General features: G+C 64.4%; 22 protein-coding genes. 16 read left to right on the top strand and 6 right to left on the bottom strand.

All coding sequences use genetic code 11. The annotated features are described in order from the left end of the window. Window positions 1-32 precede the first annotated feature (32 nt). The gene (locus KBY73_RS08045; RefSeq protein ID WP_254936560.1) at window positions 33-872 is read left to right on the top strand and encodes a hypothetical protein; all 840 of its coding nucleotides are present in this window, start codon (window positions 33-35) and stop codon (window positions 870-872) included. Here KBY73_RS08045 and KBY73_RS08050 read toward each other — a convergent pair. Next, window positions 802-1,125 carry a hypothetical protein gene (locus tag KBY73_RS08050; protein WP_254936561.1) on the bottom strand — a complete coding sequence of 108 codons (324 nt, stop codon included), beginning with the start codon at window positions 1,123-1,125 and terminating at the stop codon, window positions 802-804. The genes KBY73_RS08045 and KBY73_RS08050 overlap by 71 nt on opposite strands. Window positions 1,126-1,318: 193 nt before the next feature. Here KBY73_RS08050 and xth point away from each other — a divergent pair, with 193 nt between their 5' ends. Continuing rightward, window positions 1,319-2,137, top strand: a complete 819-nt coding sequence (xth, locus tag KBY73_RS08055) for an exodeoxyribonuclease III (protein WP_254936562.1) — start codon at window positions 1,319-1,321, stop codon at window positions 2,135-2,137. Between the two features lie 6 nt (window positions 2,138-2,143). Here xth and KBY73_RS08060 read toward each other — a convergent pair whose 3' ends face one another. Next, window positions 2,144-3,625 (bottom strand): FAD-linked oxidase C-terminal domain-containing protein, encoded by a 1,482-nt coding sequence (locus tag KBY73_RS08060; protein ID WP_254936563.1) that lies wholly within the window; start codon window positions 3,623-3,625, stop codon window positions 2,144-2,146. A 177-nt stretch (window positions 3,626-3,802) separates the two neighbouring features. Between KBY73_RS08060 and hemL the strand changes: the two genes are divergently transcribed. The 6 genes from hemL to KBY73_RS08090 are packed head-to-tail and all read left to right on the top strand — an operon-like array spanning window position 3,803 to window position 9,606. Next, on the top strand, window positions 3,803-5,041 hold the full coding sequence (gene hemL, locus KBY73_RS08065; RefSeq protein ID WP_254936663.1) for a glutamate-1-semialdehyde 2,1-aminomutase: 1,239 nt from the start codon (window positions 3,803-3,805) through the stop codon (window positions 5,039-5,041). 11 nt (window positions 5,042-5,052) lie between these two features. Then, window positions 5,053-6,264, top strand: coding sequence for an ABC transporter substrate-binding protein (locus KBY73_RS08070; protein ID WP_254936564.1), 1,212 nt, complete (start codon window positions 5,053-5,055; stop codon window positions 6,262-6,264). A gap of 9 nt (window positions 6,265-6,273) precedes the next feature. Then, complete coding sequence (locus KBY73_RS08075) at window positions 6,274-7,206, top strand: branched-chain amino acid ABC transporter permease (protein ID WP_254936565.1); 933 nt, start codon at window positions 6,274-6,276, stop codon at window positions 7,204-7,206. 5 nt (window positions 7,207-7,211) lie between these two features. Next, window positions 7,212-8,120 carry a branched-chain amino acid ABC transporter permease gene (locus KBY73_RS08080; protein ID WP_254936664.1) on the top strand — a complete coding sequence of 303 codons (909 nt, stop codon included), beginning with the start codon at window positions 7,212-7,214 and terminating at the stop codon, window positions 8,118-8,120. Then, window positions 8,117-8,881 carry an ABC transporter ATP-binding protein gene (locus KBY73_RS08085; RefSeq protein ID WP_254936566.1) on the top strand — a complete coding sequence of 255 codons (765 nt, stop codon included), beginning with the start codon at window positions 8,117-8,119 and terminating at the stop codon, window positions 8,879-8,881. Before KBY73_RS08080 ends, KBY73_RS08085 begins: the two co-directional genes overlap by 4 nt. Next, the gene (locus KBY73_RS08090; RefSeq protein WP_254936567.1) at window positions 8,878-9,606 is read left to right on the top strand and encodes an ABC transporter ATP-binding protein; all 729 of its coding nucleotides are present in this window, start codon (window positions 8,878-8,880) and stop codon (window positions 9,604-9,606) included. Before KBY73_RS08085 ends, KBY73_RS08090 begins: the two co-directional genes overlap by 4 nt. Before the next feature lie 26 nt (window positions 9,607-9,632). Here KBY73_RS08090 and KBY73_RS08095 read toward each other — a convergent pair whose 3' ends face one another. Next, window positions 9,633-9,887, bottom strand: a complete 255-nt coding sequence (locus KBY73_RS08095; RefSeq protein WP_254936568.1) for a Nif11-like leader peptide family natural product precursor — start codon at window positions 9,885-9,887, stop codon at window positions 9,633-9,635. 81 nt (window positions 9,888-9,968) lie between these two features. On the opposite strand from KBY73_RS08095, the gene KBY73_RS08100 reads away from it, so the two are divergent. Then, window positions 9,969-11,339 (top strand): NAD(P)/FAD-dependent oxidoreductase, encoded by a 1,371-nt coding sequence (locus KBY73_RS08100; RefSeq protein WP_254936569.1) that lies wholly within the window; start codon window positions 9,969-9,971, stop codon window positions 11,337-11,339. Here KBY73_RS08100 and KBY73_RS08105 read toward each other — a convergent pair. From KBY73_RS08105 to KBY73_RS08115, 3 genes are read right to left on the bottom strand one after another with little or no spacing between them, the layout of a single operon-like run. Further along, window positions 11,272-12,078: a potassium channel family protein gene (locus KBY73_RS08105; RefSeq protein ID WP_254936570.1), complete on the bottom strand. Its 807-nt coding sequence runs from the start codon at window positions 12,076-12,078 to the stop codon at window positions 11,272-11,274. The genes KBY73_RS08100 and KBY73_RS08105 overlap by 68 nt on opposite strands. Continuing rightward, entirely contained in the window at window positions 12,075-12,788 is a 714-nt protein-coding gene (locus KBY73_RS08110; protein ID WP_254936571.1) for a hypothetical protein, read from the bottom strand. Before KBY73_RS08110 ends, KBY73_RS08105 begins: the two co-directional genes overlap by 4 nt. 25 nt (window positions 12,789-12,813) lie before the next feature. After that, window positions 12,814-13,647, bottom strand: coding sequence for an SDR family NAD(P)-dependent oxidoreductase (locus KBY73_RS08115; protein WP_254936572.1), 834 nt, complete (start codon window positions 13,645-13,647; stop codon window positions 12,814-12,816). A 153-nt stretch (window positions 13,648-13,800) separates the two neighbouring features. Here KBY73_RS08115 and KBY73_RS08120 point away from each other — a divergent pair, with 153 nt between their 5' ends. From KBY73_RS08120 to KBY73_RS08150, 7 genes are read left to right on the top strand one after another with little or no spacing between them, the layout of a single operon-like run. Then, window positions 13,801-14,202, top strand: coding sequence for a Rid family detoxifying hydrolase (locus KBY73_RS08120; RefSeq protein ID WP_254936573.1), 402 nt, complete (start codon window positions 13,801-13,803; stop codon window positions 14,200-14,202). A gap of 24 nt (window positions 14,203-14,226) precedes the next feature. Next, window positions 14,227-14,682: a cupin domain-containing protein gene (locus KBY73_RS08125; RefSeq protein ID WP_254936574.1), complete on the top strand. Its 456-nt coding sequence runs from the start codon at window positions 14,227-14,229 to the stop codon at window positions 14,680-14,682. Then, on the top strand, window positions 14,679-15,596 hold the full coding sequence (locus KBY73_RS08130) for an SMP-30/gluconolactonase/LRE family protein (RefSeq protein ID WP_254936575.1): 918 nt from the start codon (window positions 14,679-14,681) through the stop codon (window positions 15,594-15,596). Before KBY73_RS08125 ends, KBY73_RS08130 begins: the two co-directional genes overlap by 4 nt. A gap of 14 nt (window positions 15,597-15,610) precedes the next feature. Then, entirely contained in the window at window positions 15,611-15,868 is a 258-nt protein-coding gene (locus KBY73_RS08135) for a Nif11-like leader peptide family RiPP precursor (RefSeq protein WP_254936576.1), read from the top strand. Beyond that, the gene (locus KBY73_RS08140) at window positions 15,868-16,287 is read left to right on the top strand and encodes a heme-binding protein (protein WP_254936577.1); all 420 of its coding nucleotides are present in this window, start codon (window positions 15,868-15,870) and stop codon (window positions 16,285-16,287) included. Before KBY73_RS08135 ends, KBY73_RS08140 begins: the two co-directional genes overlap by 1 nt. A gap of 22 nt (window positions 16,288-16,309) precedes the next feature. Next, the gene (locus tag KBY73_RS08145; protein WP_254936578.1) at window positions 16,310-17,293 is read left to right on the top strand and encodes a VOC family protein; all 984 of its coding nucleotides are present in this window, start codon (window positions 16,310-16,312) and stop codon (window positions 17,291-17,293) included. Window positions 17,294-17,337: 44 nt separating this feature from the next. Then, on the top strand, window positions 17,338-17,835 hold the full coding sequence (locus KBY73_RS08150) for a DoxX family protein (protein ID WP_254936579.1): 498 nt from the start codon (window positions 17,338-17,340) through the stop codon (window positions 17,833-17,835). The last annotated feature ends 8 nt before the right edge of the window (window positions 17,836-17,843 follow it).

The following is a 17,843-nucleotide window of genomic DNA, read 5'->3' on the forward strand; positions in this document are numbered from 1 at the left end:
CAGACTGGCAGCCCACCGCAGGCCGCTTGCCAATGCCCGCCGCTCCCAACCGTTCCGGGATCTGGACTGGGCTCGCCATTGCGGGGGCTGGAGCGCTGTGCATCGCCGCTGGCTGGTGGCTGGGACAGCTGCAGGGCGGTTCGGCTGGATCCGATCCCTCCCGCACGGCCCTGGAGCGTCAGGCCTCCTCCCTGCAGCAGCGGCTCAACCAGGGCGAGGCCAGCGAGGCCGAACAGCAGCGGCTGCTGGAGCTACTAGTAGCTCTGGACCGCAAAGCAGAGGCCACAGCACTGCTGGAGCGCCTAGCGGACCAGCAACCGCAGCAGTGGTCGCTGCGGCTGCTCCTAGCCGAGCTGCGCCGCGACCAGCAGGACCGCAGCGGCGCTGAGCGGGAGGTGCGCCAACTGCTCAACCTGCGGCCCGACCAGATCGAAGGCCTGCAACTGATGGCCCTACTGCAACTTGAAATGGGGCGTGGAGCCCAGGCCCAGAGCCAGCTGGAAGCGGCGCTGCAAAGGGCTAGCAAACCCCAGCTGAAGCCGGAGGCCCTGCCGATCGGCCTGCTGCTTGCCAACCTGCTGCAGAAGCGAAATCAGCCGGGCCAGGCCGAGTCCCTGCTGCTCAAATTGGCCGCAGAATTCCCCACCGACCAACGCCCCCTGCTGGCACGGGCGATGCTGCAGCAGGAGCGCGGCGACATCAAAGGAGCCCAGGAGTCGCTGGCTCTAGCCCGCGCCCGTAAACCTGGCCCAAGCGACCCGCGCCTGGATCAGGTGGCCGCCGCCTGGGGTTTGGCGCCGCTCAGGGACCCTTCACCGTTGCCGCCGGGGAAGCCGACGCCGGCGCTGCAGGCGGAGAGTGGAAATCCCTGAGGGCCGCGTCCACCGCATCGCCAGGGGGAGTGGCGTCGTCCATGGAAGTGGCTTTGCGCAGCTTGTTCATCAAGTCGATCGGATTGGCGGAATCGAGCACCGTTCCACCTCGATTGGTTCCGGTGCCGTAATCGAGCTCCCGCTCCTGCTGGGGGCTGCTGATCGTTTGGCCGTAGCCCTTCTCCTGGGCCCGGGCCACTCCAACTCCAGCTACCGGAGCAACTCCAACTACAGAAGCAACCCCAGCGGCCAAAGCAAGCGTTGCGCCGAGGCATCTCAGGGAATTGCATCCAAGGGGATTCGATCCCAGTGCCTTGGCAGAGCATGGGCGCGGAAGTGGCGAACTATCAGCGGCCATTGGTTATGAACTCGGATGCTCTCCAAGTCCCATCCTAGGTGCGTTCCCCAGGGTGGGTTTCGGCCGCCTCCCTGCTGACCCCCTACCTATGAAAGTCGCCACCTGGAACGTCAACTCGGTGCGCACCCGCCTCGAGCAGGTGCTCGCCTGGCTGCAACAGGAACGCCCAGAGGTGCTGTGCCTGCAGGAAACCAAGGTGACCGATGAACTGTTTCCGCGTGAAGCCTTTGAGGCCTTGGGCTATGAGGTGGCCATCAGCGGCCAGAAGGCCTACAACGGCGTCGCCATCCTCAGCCTGCTGCCCCTCGAGGACGTGCAGATCGGCTTTGAGGCCCTACTACCCTCCGAGCAAGAAGCCGCCGATCTCAGCGAGCAGAAACGGGTGATCAGCGCCCTGATCGACGGCATCCGGGTGCTGAATCTCTACGTACCCAACGGCAGCTCGCTCAAGAGCGAAAAGTACGCCTACAAACTTGCGTGGTTGGCCTGCCTGCGGCGCTACCTGGAGGAGCAAGAGCGCCAGGGAGATCCCCTCTGCATGGTGGGCGACTTCAACATCGGCCCCGAGGCCCGCGACATCCACGATCCGGAACGACTCAGCGGCGGCATCATGGCCAGCGCAGCGGAGCGCTCAGGCCTGCAGCAGCTCCTGGGCGAGCGGCTCACAGACGTGTTTCGGGTGTTCGAGCCAGAGGCCGGGCACTGGAGCTGGTGGGACTACCGCACCGACGCCTGGGACCGGGACCGGGGCTGGCGTATCGACCACATCTACCTCTGCGAACAACTGCTCGCCTGCGCCACCAGCTGCGTGATCCACAAGGCCACCCGCGGCAATGAGCAGCCCAGCGACCACGCCCCGGTGGTGGTGAATCTGGTGTGGCCGCCTGAAGCCGACGACTGGAACTAAGCCCGGTTAAAACACCACCGCGTCATCGGGCAGCGCCTGGCCCTGGGACTGCAGCACCGCCACCCTGCGGGCAGATTCGCCGCAACTACTTGGGGTGGGGAAGATCTTGCCGGGATTAGCAAGATTCAGCGGATCGAAGGCCCGGCGCACCAGCTGCATCGTGGCCAGGTCCTCGGGGCTGTACATCCAGTCGAGGTAGCAGCGCTTATCGCTACCCACGCCGTGCTCGCCACTGATGCTGCCCCCCTCATCCACACACAGCCGCAAAATATCTGCGCCCAGGGCCTTCACCCGCTCCTCGATGCCGGGCTCCTGGGCCGAATAAAGGATCAGGGGGTGCAGATTGCCGTCGCCGGCATGAAAAACATTGGCCACCGGCAAGCCGTAGCTGGCGCTGAGCTGCTCAATCGCCGCAAGCACCCGCGGCAGGGCACTGCGGGGCACTACGCCGTCCTGGAGGTAGTAGCTGGGAAAGCGGCGACCCAAGGCTGATACGGCCGATTTGCGCCCTTTCCAGAGCAGGGCGCGCTCCTGAGCGTCGGTGGCCTGGCGCACGGTGCGGGCACCCGCCTGGGAGCAGAGCTGGGTGGCGAGCTGCACCGCCGCGGCGACCTCCCCCTCCTGACCATCCAGCTCGATCAACAGCAGCGCCGCCGCATCGCGGGGGTATTCATCAACGCCGAAGTAGTCGTTCACCGCCTCGATCGTGAGGCGATCCATCATTTCCATGCCAGCAGGCAGCAAGCCGGCCGCAGTCACCTGACGCACCGCCTCGCCGGCCGCTTCCATGCTGGTGAAGTCAGCCAGCAGCACGGCCACGCTCTGGGGCGCCCGTAGCAGCCTCAGGGTGATCGCCGTAGCGATACCCAAAGTGCCCTCACTGCCTATAAATGCGCCCCGCAGATCGAGTTCGGGAGTTTCGTCGAGCTCGCTGCCAAGGCGGGTAACGCTGCCATCTGGCAGCACCACCTCCAGGCCCAGCACGTGGTTGCTGGTCACGCCGTACTTGAGGCAGTGCACGCCACCGGAATTTTCGGCCACGTTGCCGCCGATGCTGCAGGCCACCTGGCTGGAAGGGTCTGGGGCGTAATAAAAGCCGTCGCCGGCCACCGCCCGCGTCACCCAGCTGTTGATCACACCGGGCTGCACCGTGATGCGCTGGTTTTCCAGATCTATGGCCAGCACCTGGCGCATGCGGCTGGTGGCGATCACCAGGGACTCGATCTCGGCTAAGGCGCCGCCGGAGAGGCCCGTGCCACTACCCCGGGCCACAAACGGCACCCCCTGCTGGTGGCAGAGCTTTACCGCGGCAGCCACCTGGGCCGTCGTCTCAGGCAGCACCACCAGGGGCGGCTGGTGCCGGCTCAGGGTGAGGCCATCGCAGTCGTAGGCCAGCAGCTCCTGGCGCGCCGACACCACGGCGCGGGGTGGCAGGAACTGACGTAACTGCCGCTCTATCTCTGGCCAATTGATGCCCAGATGACCCATCGCAAGAGACCCAATTTACCGAGCAAGCACTACGGGCAGGTTTTGGGTCAGGATGGTTAACGGTTTTGTCCCTCTGCGGGTTCCGCTTTGACCTCGGCTGCCACCTCCGCTCCGGCCTCGGGTTCTGCCCTCAACACCAGCCGCTCCCAGGAGCTCTTCAATGCTGCCCAGAGCTTGATGCCAGGGGGCGTCAGCTCACCGGTGCGGGCGTTTAAGTCGGTCGGTGGCCAGCCGATCGTCTTCGATCGGGTCAAGGGCTCCTACGCCTGGGACGTAGATGGCAACCGTTACATCGACTACATCGGCAGCTGGGGGCCGGCCATCTGCGGCCATGCCCACCCCGAGGTGATCGCAGCCCTGCACGAGGCCCTCGACAAGGGCACCAGCTTCGGCGCCCCCTGCGCCCTGGAGAACACCCTCGCCGAGATGGTGATCGCCGCGGTGCCATCCGTGGAGATGGTGCGCTTCGTCAACAGCGGAACCGAGGCCTGCATGTCGGTGCTGCGCCTGATGCGCGCCTTCACCGGCCGCGAAAAGATCATCAAGTTCGAGGGCTGCTATCACGGCCACGCCGACATGTTTTTGGTGAAGGCCGGCTCCGGGGTGGCCACCCTGGGGCTGCCCGATTCTCCGGGCGTGCCCCGCAGCACCGCCGCCAGCACCCTCACCGCCCCCTACAACGACCTGGAAGCCGTCAAGCAGCTCTTCGCCGAGAACCCAGGTGAAATTGCCGGCGTGATTCTTGAGCCTGTGGTTGGCAATGCGGGCTTCATCACCCCCGAGCCAGGCTTCCTCGAGGGCATCCGCGAGCTCACCAAGGAGAACGGCGCCCTGCTCGTATTCGACGAGGTGATGACCGGCTTCCGCATCAGCTACGGCGGCGCCCAGGCCAAATTCGGCGTCACCCCCGACCTCACCACCATGGGCAAGGTGATTGGTGGCGGCCTGCCCGTGGGGGCCTACGGCGGCCGAACCGACATCATGGCGATGGTGGCTCCAGCCGGTCCCATGTATCAAGCCGGTACCCTCAGCGGCAATCCCCTGGCGATGACTGCCGGCATCAAGACCCTGCAGCTGCTCCAGCAGCCCGGCACCTACGAGCGGCTAGAGGTGATCACCAAGCGGTTGGTCGCCGGCATCCTTGATGCTGCCGGCAGCGCCGGTCTACCAATCTGCGGCGGCTCGATCAGCGCCATGTTTGGCTTCTTCCTCTGCGATGGCCCGGTGCGCAACTTCGAGGATGCCAAGGCGGCTGACACGGTTCGCTTCGGCAAACTGCATCGCGCCATGCTTGAGCGCGGCGTTTATCTGGCCCCAAGCGCCTTCGAGGCGGGCTTCACCTCCCTGGCCCACTCAGACGCGGACATCGACGCCACTATCGCCGCCTTCCGCGAGTGCTTCGCAGCGGTGGCCTGAGCCCAGCCCCCATGAAGCGTCGTCTTGCCTCCAGCCTGGCCGCCCTGATCTCTGCTGCAGCGGCACTCAGCGCCTGCCAGGGCTCAGACGATCAAGGTCCGGTGAATCTCAGCAAGGGCGTTCCCGTTGGGGCCGTTTTGGCCCTCACCGGCAATGCCAACGTTTACGGCCAGGACCAAAAAATCGGCATCGAGCTCGCCCTGGCAGCCCTCAATGGCGCCGGCGGAGTTAATGGCAAACCGCTCGCCCTGAGCATCGAAGACGGGGGCAGCGCCGAGCCCAGTGCCAACGCTGCCTTCACCTTGCAGATCAACCGGGGCATGCTTGCCCTGATCGGCCCCACCCTCTCCCAGCAAGCCTTTTCGGCAGATCCAATCGCCCAGCGTCGGGGCGTGCCCGTGGTGGCTCCATCTAATACCGCCACCGGCATTCCGGAGATCGGTCATTTCATTAGCCGGGTATCAGCCCAGAGCTCGGTGATCGCGCCGCTCTCGATTGCCAAGGCCCTGCAACTCAACCCCAGCATCCGCCGGGCAGCGGTGTTTTACGCCCAAGACGACGCGTACAGCACCGCCGAGACGGTGATCTTCCAGCAGGCCCTCACAGCCAAAGGTCTCAAGCCAGTCACGGTGCAACGCACCCAGCTCAACGACCAGGACTTCCAGAGCCAGATCACCGCCGCTCTCAATCAGAAGCCAGATCTGGTGGTGCTGTCACTGCAGGCCATGGATGGCGGCAACCTGATCCGCCAGTTGCGAGAGCTCGGCTACCGCGGCGCGATCGTGGTGGGCAATGGCATGAACACGCCAAACATCTACCCGATCTGCCAGAAGTATTGCGACGGCATCTTGATCGCCCAGGCCTACAGCCCGGAGCTGGCCACGCCCGCCAACCAGCGTTTTACTGCCGCCTTCGCTGCAGCCCAGGCCCGCAATCCCAAGGTCAGCCCGATCCCACCCCAGCTCACCGCCCAGGCCTACACCGCCATGCAGGTGATCGGCGAAGCGCTCGCTCGCCTCGATCGCAGCCAACCGCTCAAGAGCCTCAGCGTCAGCCAGGCGCGCCGGGCCTTGATGGATGAAATCCTCGGCGGCACCTACCAAACACCCCTTGGTGAAATCCGCTTCACCCCCGAGGGCGAGGTGATCCAGAAAAACTTCTTCGTCGCCCAGGTGCGCATGAATGCTGGGGGCAAAAGCGGTCGCTTTAGCCTGCTGCCCTAGGGGAGCGGCATGGAAGGCCTGCTGCAACTGCTGTTCAACGGGCTCTCGGTAGGAGCTGTTTACGCCCTGTTTGCCCTTGGCTACACCTTGGTGTTTTCAGTGCTGGGGGTGATCAACTTCGCCCACGGGGCGATCTTCACCCTGGGTGCTTACTTCACCTATCTGCTGATTGGTGGCGCGGTGGGTGCCAATGGTTTGTTGGCCGGCCTGCAGCTCCCCTTTGCCCTGCCCTTCTGGCTGGCCCTACCAGTGGCGGGCATGGCCGCCGCCGCCGTGGCCTTGGTGGTGGAGCGCATCGCCTTTAGCCCCCTGCGCGATCGAGGCTCCGATCCCCTGCTGGCCCTGATCACCAGCCTGGGGGCCGGGGTGATTTTGGTGAACCTGATCCAGCTGCTGGTGGGAGCCGAGAGCTATTCGATTCCGGTGGGCACCCTTGGCTCCCTGCCGGCGGCGCTGAGCATCGCCGGTGCCAAGGTGCGCACCGTGCAGGTGATCCTGCTGGCCATCGCCGGCCTGCTGCTGGCAGCCCTTTCGATCTGGATAGACGGCAGCCGCAGCGGCAAGGCGCTGCAGGCCGTTTCCGAAGACCCGGTGACCGCCCAGCTGCTTGGCATCAACAGCGGCCGCATGATCCAGATCGCCTTCGGCATCAGCGGCTTCCTGGCCGGTGTGGCCGGCGGCCTGGTGGGGTTGAGCGTCAGCATCGCCGGGCCTTACTTCGGCATTGGCTACGGGCTCAAGGGGCTGGGGGTGCTGGTGCTAGGCGGGCTCGGCAGCGTGCCTGGCGCCGTGCTGGGCGGCTTGATCATCGGCCTGGCCGAGGCCTGCGTGCCGGCCGAGCTATCGGGCTACAAAGATGCGGTCTCCTTTGGCTTCCTGTTCCTGGTGCTGTTGATCAGGCCCCAGGGTCTGCTGGGCCGCCCCCAGCCCAACAAGGTGTGATCAGCATGGATGCCGGCCTGCTCGAGCAAATGCTGCTGGGGGCCCTGCTGGGCCTATCGGTGTACCTGCCCCTGCGCTGCGGCCAGCTCTCCCTGGCCACCCCGGGCTTCTTCGCCATTGGCGGCACTGTGGCAGCCCTGCTCTCTACCCGGGTGCCCGCCCTAGCCGGCAGCGGCAGCACCTACCCGATCACTTCAGTTTTGCTGGAGATGGCGCTAGCAGCCCTGCTCACCGGCGTGCTGGCCCTGGGCCTGGGCCGGGTGGTGCTGCAGCTGCGGGGCATCTACTTAGCCATCGCCACGATCGCCCTGGTCGAGATCCTGCGGGTTGTCACCCTCAACCTGGAGTTCACCGGCGGAGCCCTGGGCATCTTCGGCATCCCCCAGCCCTTTGATAGCGCCGCTGGCTACGCCGCCTTCACCCTGGCGCTGCTGGCGCTGATCTGCTGGCTATGCGACCGGCTCGAAAAGACCAGGCCTGGCCGGGCCATGGCCGCCATCCGCGACGACGAACTGGCCGCCGCCAGCCAGGGCATCAACACCGCCGACAGCAAGCTGCTTGCCTTTGTGCTGAGCGCCCTGGTTGCGGGGATCACCGGCGTTGTGGCAGCCCACTTCCTCAACTCCTGGAACGCCAAACTGGGCAACTTCGACGCCAGCATCACCACCCTGGCGTTCGTGGTGTTCGGCGGCTCGCGCACCTGGCTGGGGCCGGTGTTTGGTGGCCTGCTGCTCACCGCCCTACCAGAACTGCTGCGTCCGGTCGGCGACCTGCGCTTGATTGTCTTTGGCGCTGTGATTCTGGTCGGTCCCCTGTTCTTTCCCCAAGGAGTGATCACCCCTGAGCTGTTTAAGACACTCAAGCGAATAATGCGGCGCCCACCCACCCCAGCAGCGCAGGGGGAAAGGCCATGAGCCTGCTTCAGGTTGAGAATGTGGGGGTGCGCTTCGGTGGCCTGCAGGCCTTGCAGGGTGTCGATTTAGAGGTGCAGCAGGGCGAGATTTTTGGCCTACTGGGCCCCAATGGTGCCGGCAAGACCACCCTGTTCAACGTGATCTCTGGCCTCACCCCCGCCAGCAGCGGCAGCGTGAGCTGGCGGGGGGCAAGCCTTGCTGGCCTCAGCAACCACCGCATTGCCCGTCTCGGCATCGCGCGCACCTTCCAAAATCTGCGCTTGTTCAGCAGCATGAGCTGCCTGGAAAATGTGCTCGTGGGCCTGCATCAGCACGGCCGTCAGCCGCCCCTAGCGGCCCTGCTGCAAACCCAGTCCTTTCGCCGCCGCGAAGCCCAGCTGCATCAACAGGCTCTAAAGCTGCTTGCCTTATTCCAGCTCGAAGCTGCTGCCCACCAAAACGCGGCCAGCCTTTCCTACGGAGACCGGCGCCGCCTGGAGATGGCCCGGGCCCTGGCCAGCCGTCCCCAGCTGCTACTGCTCGATGAGCCGGCCGCTGGCATGAACCCCGCAGAAAAAGATGAGCTGCGGGAGCTGATCCGGCGCATCCGGGACCAGTTCAAGCTGACGGTGCTGATCATTGAGCACCATGTGCCCTTGATGTTGGGCCTGTGCGACCGGCTGGCAGTGCTCAACTTCGGCCAACGCATCGCCCTGGGCAGCCCCGAGCAGGTGCGGCGCGATCCGGCCGTGATCGAGGCCTATCTGGGCGGTGGCGCATGAACGGCCCCCAAGCGCCCCTGCTGGAGCTTCGCAACCTGGTGGTGCGCTACGGCAGCATCACGGCCCTGCATGGCATCAATTTGACGGTGCAAGCCGGCGAGCTGGTGACCCTGCTGGGAGCCAATGGCGCCGGTAAAAGCACCACCCTGCGGGCTATCTCCGGCCTGATTCACCCCGCCGGCGGCGAGATCCTCTGGCATGGCGGCTTGATCAATCGCCTGCGCACCGAGCGCACCGTGAAGCTGGAGATCAGCCACTGCCCGGAAGGTCGCCGGGTGCTCAGCCGCCAGTCGGTAGCCGACAACCTGGCCCTAGGCGCCTGGTTGCGCCGGGACAAAGCCGCAATCGCCAGAGATCTGGAGCGCTGCTACGCCCTATTTCCCCGCCTGGCCGAGCGCCGCAATCAGCTGGCCGGCTCCCTTTCCGGCGGCGAGCAGCAGATGCTGGCCATCAGCCGCTCCCTGATGGCCAGGCCCACCCTGTTGATGCTGGATGAGCCGAGTCTGGGATTAGCGCCCCGGCTCGTAGCCGAGGTGATGGCCGCCCTGGCCCAGCTGCACCGAGATGGGCTCACCATTTTGCTCGTAGAGCAAAACGCCCAGGCAGCCCTGACCATTGCCGATCGGGGCCTGGTTTTGGAGGCGGGCAGCATCAGCGCCGGCGGCAGCGCCGAACAACTCCTGGCCGACGACAGCCTCCAGGCTTCCTATCTAGGGGCGAACTGAGCAGGGGCGAACTCAGCAGCTGCAGCTCAGTCGTTCTCGGTAGCTCCAAAGCAATGCATTAGGGCATCGCCCCAGCTGTTGATTGCCGCTAGCTCGTGGTCCTTGGCGCTGCCCAAGGCCTTGGCGTGCTCACGCAGCAGCACTGTCTTATCGATGGCATGTCCATGCTCCGCCGCCATGGCCACGATGTCGTCTACCCCGGCAGCGGCATGCAGCTTGTCGCGGAGGGCGGCATCACCAGCAACGCGGGCCACAAAGGCCTGGATAGACGCAACAGACATGACCGACTCAGCAACCAGAGCCACTACTAGCAGGCCAAACCATGGCGGGCTCGATACGTTGAGGCGAGTGTTAAGGCAGCAATGGCCCGCGAACGCTTCTTCCTTGAGCTAGATCCACCAGATAGCAGTCTCAAAAGCCTGCCCCACGTGGTGGTGGTTGGCGGGGGCTTCGCCGGACTCAAGGCCTGCCATGCCCTGATTGGCAAGCCGGTGCGCGTCACCCTGATCGATAAACGCAACTTCAGCCTGTTCCAACCCCTGCTTTATCAGGTAGCGACAGGGCTGGTTGCGGAGGGCGATGTGGCCTCACCGCTGCGTCAGCTGGTGGGGCAGGCCCCCAATGTGCAGGTGCTGCTGGGTGAAGTGGGGGAAATTGACACCGCGGCTCGGCAGATCGTGTTTAACGAGCGCCGCTACGGCTATGACCACCTAATCCTGGCGGCGGGCTCCGGCAGCAGTTACTTCGGCCACGACGAATGGCGCGAAGCGGCGCCACCGATGAAGATTCTCGAGCACGCCGATGAGATCCGCCGGCGCGTGCTGCTGGCCCTGGAAGAAGCAGAACAGACCCCCGATCCGGCGCGGCGGGCCTTTCTGCAGTCAGCGGTGGTGGTGGGGGGCGGCCCCTCGGGCTGCGAACTCTCCGGCTCCCTGATGGAGCTGATGGCCCATGCCCTCGGCCGCGACTTCAAACAACTCGATCCAAAGCAATGCAAGGTGACCCTGGTCGATCCTGGCGATCGAGTGCTGCGAGCCATGGACCCCAGCCTCTCGGCCGCCGCCGGCAGCTATCTGCAGTCCGCAGGGGTAGAGCTACTGCTAGGTGGACGGGTTCAGACAATTGAAGCGGAGAAAGTGGTTGTTAACACCAGCGAAGGTACCCGCACCCTGGAAGCCGCCACCATCTGCTGGACCGCCGGCGTGAAGGCCTCCCATCTGGGCCAGGTGCTGGCCGATGCCAGCGGTTGCAGCGTCGACCGGGGCGGACGGGTGGTGGTGGAGCCCGACTTCTCGATTCCAGGCCATCCAGAGATCCGCGTCATCGGCGACCTCTGCTCCTACAGCCACACCAGCGATGGCAAACCCCTGGCGGGCATGGCCGGGCCCGCAGTGCAAATGGGCGGCTGGGTGGCGGCCGACATAGTGGCCAAAATTGAAGGCCGCGCCCACAAAGCCTTCCAGTTCACCGATTTCGGCACCATGGCGGTGCTTGGTCCGCTGCACGCCGTCGCCGACCTGCGCGGCCTCAAGGTAAGCGGCCTGCCGGGCTGGATCCTCTGGGGCCTTGCCCACTTGATGTTCATGCCCGCCATTGAAAATCGGCTGACTCTGCTCATCAAGTGGTTGTGGGCGATTGCCACTCGCCAGCGGGCCTCGATGCTGATCACCGGTCGCCCAAATCAGCACCTGAATGTGGAGGTGGGCCTGGAGAAGCCGCTGAGCGCTCCTTGACCTGCTGCTCTGCCTGCAGGGTGTAACGACTGATCAGCAAGCCCATCACGATGGCTAGATACAGCGGCCCAGAGATGCTCAAGGCCACACTGGCCATCTGGGAAGGTGGCAGGGCGGGGATTATGTCGCCGTAGCCCACGGTGGTGAGACTGACGAAGGCGAAGTAGTGGATACGGGTGAAATCAAGGTCCCAGATCCGCAGTGCCACTGAATCAGTTCCCATGCCAGCCAGCAGCAGTTCCCGTCCTCCATCGGCCTGGTTGATGAAGCTGCCGGGAGCCAGGGTCTCCAGGGCTCCGAACAGCAAACCACCGCTGATTCCCAGTAGTAGATACCCAGCCACCGCTCCGCCGAGCACGGCCATGCGGATCTGGGTTTCCTGAGCCAGGCAGATCAGGAGTCGCTTCAGGCTCCAAAAAATAAAGGCCGTTGTGGCCAGGAGAACGGCAAACCCCATAAAGGCGAAATCGCGGGGACTGCTCATCCAGAGCAGCTGGAACAGCAGGGTCAGCACGCCAAGCCTGCGGTAGACGCTGTCAAACCAGCGGCTTCGGCTCTGATGGGCACCAATTGGCCCGCCAAGCTCAACCGACAGCAGAACCATCAAAGCGACCGTACCGAGGGCCCCGATCCGATGAATCGGGAACGGCACCGCCATGGAGGCGACCACACCAGTAGCAACCAAAAAGAGGTGCCGGTAGAAGCGGTGTCGATAAAAAAGCAGATGTCGATTGATCATGTGCGCCAGCGAAAACGGCCAAGAATCAAGGCGATCAGAATGGCCACATAGAGCTGGCCCACCACGGTGATCACCGTGGTCACCACCTGGCCGCCCACATGGCTGGTTTGGAGCACCGTGGTGCCGATGGTGGTGAGCATGGTGAAGGAGGCGGCCATCAGCGCAGGCGCCACCGACACATTGGGCAGCGCCGCCGTGGATCCCACTGCCGGCAGGGCCGTCAGGTCGAAGGCGGAGGGATCAAGCACCCAGAGGGCGGTGAGCAGCAACCCACCTGCCATACCAACCAGCAGGTAGCCAGAAGCGGCACCCATCACCACCGAGACGGTGACAAAGGGCTCCCGGGTGAGGGTCTTCACCTTGCGGAGCACAGCAAGCGACAGAAAGACCAGCCAGACGATCACATGGGGAATGGTGAGCGCCCGCCCCACCGCTGGCCAGAGGCTGAGTGCCAGGTGCCAGATCAATTCAAGAGCGATCGCCAACCCGCCCAGGCCATAAATCAGCGGGCGAGTTTTGCGGAGGGGCGAATAGCGGCTGACGAACAACATCAACACCAACGCCAGCAGGATCAGCAGAACCGCCAACAGCCAGATCTGGGTCTGGGCCACCGGCAGCAGCAACAGCAGGGCCACTTCAGTGGCCAATGTCAGCCAATAACCGCGGTGGCGCCCGCGCAGACGAATGATCTCCTCCGAGGTGATGCGCATGGCAGCACTCGCAGCCCCGAAGTGCCTAGAGCCCGGGGCTGCTCTGCATGATGCCGCCGTCAGCAAAAATAGTTGTGGCCGTGATGTAGCTAGCGGCATCGCTGGCCAGGAAGCCCACCACCCTGGCAATCTCCTCGGGTTGGGCCATGCGGCCCAGGGGAATGGCGGCGTTGAGCTTGGCCAGCAACTCCGGGTTGTTCATGGTGGAGTCGTTGATCGGTGTAGCCACGGCGCCTGGGCCCACATTCACCATCGTGATGCCATGGGAGGCCAGCTCCAGTCCAGCGGTGCGGGTGAGCATGCGCACCCCTCCCTTGGCGCAGCAGTAGGGAGTGTTCTCAGGCATCGGCCAGTCCTCATGCACCGAGGAGATGTTGATGATCCGGCCACCGCCACCCTGGGCGATCATCTGTTTAGCGGCATACTGACAGGCAAAGAATACACCCCGCAAATTTACATCTAACACCTTGTCAAAATCATCGGGGGTGGTGTTGAGGATTGAGGTGCGAGTCTCAACACCTGCATTGTTCACCATCACATCGAGGCGACCATATTTGTCCACAGCAGCCTGCACCAGACGCTGCAGATCATCGAGATTCGACACATCGGCATGAACACCGTAGCTGCTGCCGCCATAGCTACCAATCTCCCGCTCCAGCTCTTCGGTAGCCTCAGGGTGAGAGCGATAGTCGATCACCACCTTGGCTCCAAGTTCAGCCAAGTTTTCAACAATCGCCTTACCGATACCACTGTTACCACCAGTAACAATTGCCACCTTGCCCTGCAGAAAGCTGGACAGGGCTTTTCCGGCGAGGGGATTGGTGCTGGGCGCTGAAACGGATGGGGAACTTGTGGTCATGGGGACGGGAAGAAAGCCAACTGGGAGCAGGGTAAGCAGATGGGGCCAATCTCGCTGCGATCTGCAACACCCCGTGCCCACTGGTATTGGCTGGGCTGGGGGATGACAAGGGCGCCAACATCATTAGGTTGAGGAAAATTTCAACCATTGGCCATGCCCCAGCTGGTGAGACGGGCGATTCACAGCGATCGATTCCCCACCCCCGTGGCCTCCTACAGCCAGGGCTTCCAGGCTGGGAACATGTTGTTCATCACCGGTCAGCTGCCGGTGGATCCGACCACTAGCGAGAAGGTCGGAGATGGCGACATCACCCTGGAGGCCAGGCAGGTGATGGAAAACATGATGGCAGTGTTGGAGGAGGCGGGGTTCAGCGCCAAAGATGTGGTGAGCGCCGTGGTCTATCTCACCGACATCAACAGCCTCGATACCGTCGATGCCGTGTGGCAGGAATACTTCACTGATCCCCAGTCCTACCCGTCGCGCGCGGTGGTGGAAGTCTCCGCCTTGGTGCTTGGCATCCAGCTGGAGATCTCCGCTATCGCGATTAAAGATTGAGCCACCACCGTGGGAGCAAAAGCCATGACTGACACCAATAGCCCCGCCGTCCTCCCTTATTGGCACCTCTGGACCGACGACGGGGGAGTTAGCCGCCAGACGCTCTGCAGCATGGCCCCCTGGACCCTGGGAGTGTTGGGTCCAAACGACTCCCCCCAGTGGAATCTGGACCTATTCAAGGATGGAAATTCCTTCCTTACCCAACTGCCGGTGGGTTGGACAGCGGACTGGCACGAAAACCACATTCCCAAATGGATCTACGTGCTGCGCGGCAGCTGGTCGGTGGAGAGCATGGATGGCCAGAAACAGATCTTCGGCCCTGGTGAGTTTTCCTTTGGCGGCGATCAGCAGTGCCTAGCAACTGCTTCAGGAGCCAAGGGCCATCTCTCTGCCCAGGTAGGAGCAGAGCCCTGCCTGCAGCTGATCATCCAGCGCAACGACGAACTCTGGCGCGGCGTGCGGCCGGGGTTCTTCTCGTGAACCAGCCCTCCGAGTGCACGGTCAGCTTCGACCGTCGCTTTGACGAGCTGGTGTTGTTCAATGCCGAGCTGGAATTACTGGCCGAGGGATTCCGCTGGGTGGAAGGTCCGGTGTGGTTTGGCGACCACAACTGCCTGCTGTTCAACGACATCCCCAACAACCGCACGATGCGCTGGAGTCCCGAGCACGGGGTGAGCGTGTTCCGTGAACCCTCCGATTACGGCAACGGCCAAACCCGTGATCGCCAGGGCCGCCTGATCACCTGCCACCACGCCAGTCGCTGCCTCACCCGCCTCGAGCCCGATGGCACGGTCACCACCCTGGCCACCGAGGCCCATGGCAAGCGTCTCAACGCCCCCAACGACGTTGTGGTGAAGAGCGACGGTTCGATCTGGTTCAGCGATCCCCTCTACGGGCTACTAAACGACTACGAGGGCGGCCGGCAGCAGTCTGAGCAACCCGTGGCGCTCTACCGCCTCGACCCAAAAACCGGGGCGGTGGAGACAATGGCCAGCGACTTCGACGGTCCCAACGGCCTGGCCTTCTCGCCGGATGAGCGCAAGCTTTACGTGGCTGAATCGGGCGCCCCTGGTGTAGCGGACCCCCGCCAATACATCCGGGTGTTCGACGTGGCTGCCGACGGCCACAGCCTCTCAGGTGGGGAGATCTTCCACAAGGTCACTCCAGGCTGGGCCGACGGCTTCCGGGTCGACGAGCAGGGCAACCTCTGGTGCGGTGCCGCCGATGGCGTGCACTGCGTCGCCGCCGATGGCACCCTACTGGGCAAGGTGTTGGTGCCCCAGCGAGTTTCCAACCTCTGCTTCGGCGATCGGCACCACAGCCGCCTATTTCTCTGTGCCTCCAAGGCGATCTACGCCCTGTTCACCAACACCCGCGGCGCCCAGGCGCCCTGATTGCCGTCTCCACCATGGCCCGCGACCAACTCGAAGCCTTTCTGAAAACCGTCAAGGGGGATCCAGGCCTGCTCGATCGCTTCAGCTCTTGCCCCAACCTCAACGCCATCGCTGAGCTGGGGGCGACCATGGGCTACGGCTTCAGCGGCGTGGAGCTGGTCCAGCACCAGGCCGAAGCCACCCTGAAACTCTCGGACGCCGACCTGGAGGCCGCCGCTGCCGGCGTTGAACTCCAAGGACACCTTTGGCTAGCGAAAATCATCTGGAGCTGATGCGCCACCAACCCCACCTAGAGCTTGCCGACTGCCGCTCGATTGCGGCGGCCAGCCACCTAGCGGCCGACCAGCACCAGGCGCGCGTGTCGATCGCCGTCGTCGACGCTGGCGGCCACCTGCTGTTGCTCGAGCGCCGCGATGGATCCAGCCCAGCCAGCGCCGAGGCTGCCATCGCCAAGGCCCGCATGGCGGCCCTCAACGGCAAGCCCACCGCGGCCCTGGAGGCCAGCATCAACGGAGAGCGGCCGGCGCTGCTGCAACTGGCAGGGCTATTCGGACAACCAGCGGCCGCCATGGCCGGTGGCCTGCCGCTGCTGCAGGAGGACAGCTGCCTGGGGGCGATCGGCGTGTCTGGCATGACACCCGAGATCGACAGCAGCATCGCCGCAGCTGGTGTCAAGGGCCTGGGCTCCTAACGATCGACAGCTCCTGCGCCCCATGGCTCACCAAGCTCCCCAAATCAGCAGCATCGGCTTCACCACAGCCAACGCTGAAACGACTGCCGATTTCTTCGTAACCACTCTGGGCTTCAGGCGGGGCGAAAGCCTGCTGGTGGAAGCCGGCCCCTACGCCCAATTGGTGGGCCTGCCCGGCTCCCGGCTGAAGCTGGTGCGACTGCACCTAGGCGACGAAACCCTGGAGCTCACCGAGGTGCTGAGCCTGGGCGAGGGCCTGCGGCCTGGGCGTCCGATCCCGGCCGATTCCCGCAGCTGCGACCTCTGGTTTCAACACATCTGCATCGTGGTGAACGATCTGAACGCCGCCAGCGCTCCGGCGCGCCAGGCGATTGCTAACGGCTCCCTTGTGGGGGTGTCCACCGCCCCCCAGACCCTGCCGGCATGGAACAGCGCCGCCGCCGGCATCCAGGCCTTTAAGTTCCGCGATCCGGAGGGCCACAACCTGGAGCTGCTGCAGTTTCCCCCCGATAAGGGAGAGGCCCGCTGGCATGCAGCCGCGCCGGCCAGTGCCCCCTTCCTGGGGATCGACCACAGCGCCATCTCCGTGGCCGATACCACGCCCAGCTGCCGCTTTTACGACGGGCTGCTGGGGTTGAAGCTGGGGGGCGATGGGGTCAACAGCGGTCCTACCCAGGATGGGCTCGATGGCCTCCAAGACACCCGGGTGCGCATCACCGGCCACCGCTGCCCTACAGGCGCCGGCGTGGAATGCCTCAACTACCAGCCCCCCAACAGCGGCAGAGCAAGGCCCGCGGATCAGGGGGCCCAGGATCTGGCCCACTGGCAAATCCGGCTGCGGGTTGCCGATCTGGATCGCATCGCCACAGCCGCGCAGACCTACGGCGGCCAACCGCTCCATGGCGGCGTGATCGAGCTGGGTGTCCAGGCGCCTCTAGTGGGCAGTGAGCGGGCGCTGCAACTGGCCGACCCCGATGGCTACCAACTGCAACTGGTGCAGGATTAAACAGATCCGGGTACCTTGAGCGCACCAAATACAGCCCAGACCAGATGGACATCACCGTGGTGGAGCTGCTCGTGCCGGCGGCACCCTCCACCCTGGCCCAGGCATCCCTCCTGGTGATGCGGGTGTTCCTGGGGATCTGCTTCATCCGCCACGGCTGGCCCAAGCTGCGCAATCTCAAAACCTGGGCCACGGCGATGCAAACGCCCGAATGGCTCTGCTTTCTGTCGGCCTTCTCGATGTGGGGCGCCGGTATCGCTCTGATCCCGGGGCTGCTCACCCCCCTGGCGGCCCTGGCGATCCTGGTGTCGATGGCCTACGCGGTGGTTGTGGAGCTGAAGGCGGGCTTTCCCTTCATCGGCCCCGATCCCTACCAGATTCCGCCCGGTGATTACGCCGGCCCGATGGGCGTGGGGGACCCCCCCAGCTGGGAGAAGGCCGCCATGTATGTGGTGATGTGTGCGGTGCTGGCCAGCTGCGGAGGCGGCCTGTTCTCCCTCGACAACCTGCTGATCGCCGATCTACTCAAAACGCTGCTCAGTTGAGCCTGGGT

The organism is Cyanobium sp. Tous-M-B4, assembly GCF_024345395.1.
GTDB lineage: Bacteria > Cyanobacteriota > Cyanobacteriia > PCC-6307 > Cyanobiaceae > Cyanobium_A.

Coding starts and splice junctions, on each gene's coding strand:
- KBY73_RS08045 (WP_254936560.1), top strand. CDS start 33: ATGCCCGCCGCTCCCAACCGTTCCGGGATCTGGACTGGGCTCGCCATT.
- xth (WP_254936562.1), top strand. CDS start 1,319: ATGAAAGTCGCCACCTGGAACGTCAACTCGGTGCGCACCCGCCTCGAG.
- KBY73_RS08060 (WP_254936563.1), bottom strand. CDS start 3,625: ATGGGTCATCTGGGCATCAATTGGCCAGAGATAGAGCGGCAGTTACGT.
- hemL (WP_254936663.1), top strand. CDS start 3,803: ATGCCAGGGGGCGTCAGCTCACCGGTGCGGGCGTTTAAGTCGGTCGGT.
- KBY73_RS08070 (WP_254936564.1), top strand. CDS start 5,053: ATGAAGCGTCGTCTTGCCTCCAGCCTGGCCGCCCTGATCTCTGCTGCA.
- KBY73_RS08075 (WP_254936565.1), top strand. CDS start 6,274: ATGGAAGGCCTGCTGCAACTGCTGTTCAACGGGCTCTCGGTAGGAGCT.
- KBY73_RS08080 (WP_254936664.1), top strand. CDS start 7,212: ATGGATGCCGGCCTGCTCGAGCAAATGCTGCTGGGGGCCCTGCTGGGC.
- KBY73_RS08085 (WP_254936566.1), top strand. CDS start 8,117: ATGAGCCTGCTTCAGGTTGAGAATGTGGGGGTGCGCTTCGGTGGCCTG.
- KBY73_RS08090 (WP_254936567.1), top strand. CDS start 8,878: ATGAACGGCCCCCAAGCGCCCCTGCTGGAGCTTCGCAACCTGGTGGTG.
- KBY73_RS08095 (WP_254936568.1), bottom strand. CDS start 9,887: ATGTCTGTTGCGTCTATCCAGGCCTTTGTGGCCCGCGTTGCTGGTGAT.
- KBY73_RS08100 (WP_254936569.1), top strand. CDS start 9,969: ATGGCCCGCGAACGCTTCTTCCTTGAGCTAGATCCACCAGATAGCAGT.
- KBY73_RS08105 (WP_254936570.1), bottom strand. CDS start 12,078: ATGATCAATCGACATCTGCTTTTTTATCGACACCGCTTCTACCGGCAC.
- KBY73_RS08110 (WP_254936571.1), bottom strand. CDS start 12,788: ATGCGCATCACCTCGGAGGAGATCATTCGTCTGCGCGGGCGCCACCGC.
- KBY73_RS08115 (WP_254936572.1), bottom strand. CDS start 13,647: ATGACCACAAGTTCCCCATCCGTTTCAGCGCCCAGCACCAATCCCCTC.
- KBY73_RS08120 (WP_254936573.1), top strand. CDS start 13,801: ATGCCCCAGCTGGTGAGACGGGCGATTCACAGCGATCGATTCCCCACC.
- KBY73_RS08125 (WP_254936574.1), top strand. CDS start 14,227: ATGACTGACACCAATAGCCCCGCCGTCCTCCCTTATTGGCACCTCTGG.
- KBY73_RS08135 (WP_254936576.1), top strand. CDS start 15,611: ATGGCCCGCGACCAACTCGAAGCCTTTCTGAAAACCGTCAAGGGGGAT.
- KBY73_RS08140 (WP_254936577.1), top strand. CDS start 15,868: ATGCGCCACCAACCCCACCTAGAGCTTGCCGACTGCCGCTCGATTGCG.
- KBY73_RS08145 (WP_254936578.1), top strand. CDS start 16,310: ATGGCTCACCAAGCTCCCCAAATCAGCAGCATCGGCTTCACCACAGCC.
- KBY73_RS08150 (WP_254936579.1), top strand. CDS start 17,338: ATGGACATCACCGTGGTGGAGCTGCTCGTGCCGGCGGCACCCTCCACC.